This window comes from Thiohalophilus thiocyanatoxydans (genome assembly GCF_004366735.1).
In the GTDB taxonomy this organism is placed as follows: Bacteria; Pseudomonadota; Gammaproteobacteria; order UBA6429; family Thiohalophilaceae; genus Thiohalophilus; species Thiohalophilus thiocyanatoxydans.
Genome location: NZ_SOQX01000004.1, coordinates 257,912 through 261,003, shown reverse-complemented (window position 1 = coordinate 261,003; position 3,092 = coordinate 257,912). Strand labels below are relative to the sequence as shown.

General features: G+C 62.6%; 4 protein-coding genes. 1 reads left to right on the top strand and 3 read right to left on the bottom strand.

Going from position 1 to position 3,092, the window contains the following annotated elements:
* Positions 1-103 precede the first annotated feature (103 nt).
* The 3 genes from EDC23_RS14410 to rluD are packed head-to-tail and all read right to left on the bottom strand — an operon-like array spanning position 104 to position 2,006.
* Complete coding sequence (locus EDC23_RS14410) at positions 104-259, bottom strand: laccase domain-containing protein (protein WP_243830759.1); 156 nt, start codon at positions 257-259, stop codon at positions 104-106.
* A gap of 41 nt (positions 260-300) precedes the next feature.
* On the bottom strand, positions 301-1,041 hold the full coding sequence (pgeF, locus tag EDC23_RS09500) for a peptidoglycan editing factor PgeF (protein WP_134083902.1): 741 nt from the start codon (positions 1,039-1,041) through the stop codon (positions 301-303).
* Positions 1,038-2,006 carry a 23S rRNA pseudouridine(1911/1915/1917) synthase RluD gene (gene rluD, locus EDC23_RS09495; RefSeq protein ID WP_134083900.1) on the bottom strand — a complete coding sequence of 323 codons (969 nt, stop codon included), beginning with the start codon at positions 2,004-2,006 and terminating at the stop codon, positions 1,038-1,040. Before rluD ends, pgeF begins: the two co-directional genes overlap by 4 nt.
* A 75-nt stretch (positions 2,007-2,081) precedes the next feature.
* Between rluD and EDC23_RS09490 the strand changes: the two genes are divergently transcribed.
* Positions 2,082-2,852: an outer membrane protein assembly factor BamD gene (locus EDC23_RS09490; protein ID WP_134083898.1), complete on the top strand. Its 771-nt coding sequence runs from the start codon at positions 2,082-2,084 to the stop codon at positions 2,850-2,852.
* The last annotated feature ends 240 nt before the right edge of the window (positions 2,853-3,092 follow it).

Sequence of the window (3,092 nt, the reverse complement as noted above, 5' to 3'; positions counted from 1 at the left end):
ATGGGTGTTCATCCGGGCCTCCTGGCGGTTGGTTTGGGTTTGCACCGCCAATTGTCCGGGTAGGTGCCGGATGAACAACCTACTGAGAGATCACATCTAGCGGCTAGCCCCTGTCCTCTGGCGCCAGCCAGATGACACTCGCCATGCGCCCGGTCACCCCGTCGCGACGGTAGGAATAGAACCGTTCGGCATCGGTAAAGCAGGTAGGCCCGATATAGCAACGCGGTATCGGGCACTTTCGAGTTGCCGGACACCGCATCCGCTATGTCCGGCCTACCACTAGCCCCTGGTATCTAGCGGCTAGCCCCTGTCCTCTGGCGCCAGCCAGATGACACTCGCCATGCGCCCGGTCACCCCGTCGCGGCGATAGGAATAGAACCGTTCGGCATCGGTAAAGGTACAACGGTCACCGCCGCTGATCTGCTCGACCCCGCGCTGTTGCAGACGCCGCCGGGCCAGCGCGTAGATATCCATCAGCCAGTGGCCGGGACGGGTCGGAGTGAACGCCGCCTCGTTGTCGGGATCGGGCTCGACAAAGGCCCGGCGTACCTCTTCACCGATTTCATAGACGTCGGGGCCGATGGCCGGGCCGAGCCAGGCCAGGATCTGCCCGGCCGGGGCCTGAAACGCATCCAGTGCCGCCTCGATCACACCGCCACTCAGGCCACGCCAGCCGGCGTGGACCGCGGCGACTTCCCGGCCCTGGCGATCACACAACAGCACCGGCAGACAATCGGCGGTCAGTACCGCGCAGATCACCCCCGGCGTGCGGGTGCAGGCGGCGTCGGCCTCGAGACCGATCCCCCCGTTTTGCGCCAGTACGGCCACCCGCGTGCCGTGGACCTGTTGCAACCAGCCCGGCTCGCCCGGCAACCCCAGTCGCGCCCGGTTGGCAGCCACTGCAGCCGGGTCATCGCCCACATGGGAGGCCGGATTGAGCGACTCATACGGCGGCAGGCTCACCCCGCCCTGGCGGCAACTGGTCCCCGCCTGTACCGTCGGGGGGGCCGCCCAGTTCGGCGTGATAAACCGATCGTTCATTCGCGCGCCTCCGCCCCATCCCGTTCCAGCACCTCGATCAGCTGCATCATGTCCGCCGGCAGGGGTTGTTCCCAGCTCAGGGTCTCGCCGCTGAGCGGATGTTGCAGCCCCAGTTTGCTGGCATGCAGCGCCTGGCGTTTGAAGCCGCGCAGGGTTTCGGCCAGTGTTTCACTCGCGCCTTTGGGCAGCCGCAAACGACCGCCGTAGGTCGGATCACCCACCAGCGGATGGTGAATGTGTGCCATGTGCACCCGGATCTGGTGGGTGCGCCCGGTCTCCAGGGTGACCCGCAACCCGGTATGGGCACGAAAGCGCTGCGCGATCCGGTAATGGGTGATCGCCGGCTTGCCGTTCTGGACCACCGCCATCCGTTTGCGCTGCGTGGGATGACGGGCGACGGGCGCGTCCACCTTGCCGCCGCCGGTCAGCACGCCGTTAACCACGGCCTGATATTCGCGCAAGAAACGCCGCGCCTGGAGTTGTTCCACCAGCTGTTTCTGGGACTCCAGGGTGCGCGCCACCACCAGCAGGCCGGTAGTCTCCTTGTCGAGCCGGTGCACGATGCCGGCGCGGGGCACGGCGGCCAGCTCGGGATCGTGGTGCAGCAGGGCATTGAGCATGGTCCCCTCGGGATTACCGGCCGCCGGGTGAACCACCAGCCCGGCCGGCTTGTTGAGCACGATCAGCGCCTCGTCCTCATACACAATATCCAGCTCGATCGGCTCGGCCTGCCATTCGCCCTGCGCCTCGAGCACCGCCTCGATCTCGATCTGCTCGCCGCCGAGAACCTTGTCCCGGCCCCGCCGCTGACGGCCATCCACCCGCACACAGCCCTGCTTGAGCCACTGTTGCAGGCGCGAGCGGGAATACTGGGAAAAGAGCTGCGCCAGGGCCAGATCCAGCCGCTGACCGGCCAGCGTGTCGGGGACCTCGCCGCTGAGATATTCTGTCCGTTGTGTCGTCATTAACCTGTTTCGGGGTATAATCGTCGATTGAACCTGATCGTACTACAAATCCACTGCCACCTTAGCGGAATCATCATGGCCGTCCGATACCTGCTTTTAATCCTGCCACTGCTGTGGTTATCCGGCTGTTCCTCTTCGCCGGATGACAACGACCCGACCGCCGGCATGTCGGTGGAGGAGCTCTATGAAGCCGCCCGCGAGGCGCTGGATAACACCAATTATGAAGAGGCGATCAATCTTTACGAGCGCCTGGAATCGCGCTTCCCCTACGGCCCCTATGCCGAACGGGCCCAGCTGGAGATTATCTACGCCTATTACAAATACGGCGAAACAGAGACGGCGATCCTGTCGGCCGATCGGTTTATCAAGCTGCACCCGAACCATGCGCATGTGGATTACGCTTATTATATGCGCGGCCTGTCCAGTTTCCGGCTGGAACCCTCCTTCCTCAACCGCTGGTTTGATCAGGACATGACCGAACGGGACCCCCAGCCTTCACGCGAGGCGTTTCGTTATTTCTCCGAACTGGTCGAGAAGTTTCCCGACAGCCGCTATGCCGAGGATGCCATCGGGCGCATGTACGCCCTGCGCGATGCGCTGGCAAAACATGAAATCCATGTCGCCAGTTACTATTACAAACGCGGCGCCCTGATCGCCGCCGCCAACCGCGCCAAACATATTGTGGAGAATTACCAGAAGACCGAACAGGTCCCCGAAGCGCTGGGCATCATGGTGCGTGCCTACCGGCAACTGGAAATGAACGATCTCGCCGCCGACGCCCTTGAAGTGCTGGAACTGAACTACCCCAACCACGACGAAACCAAAAAGGCCAAAGCGGCGTCCTGAAAAAACTTAACCACGAAGGCGCGAAGACTCGAAGAAACATTTTCCTGCGGCGTATTTAGTAGTAGCACAGGTCACGCTGGCGTTAACCTGCGTGACACCCCTGCCGATACGGAGAATGCCAGGTAGCGCTACGCGCAACCTGACCTACAACACGGCAAAACAAATTTCTATTCACCGCAGAGACGTTTATGCCCGTTGTTTGGGTACAGACACGCAGGGGTTTAATAACTTCCTTCGTGC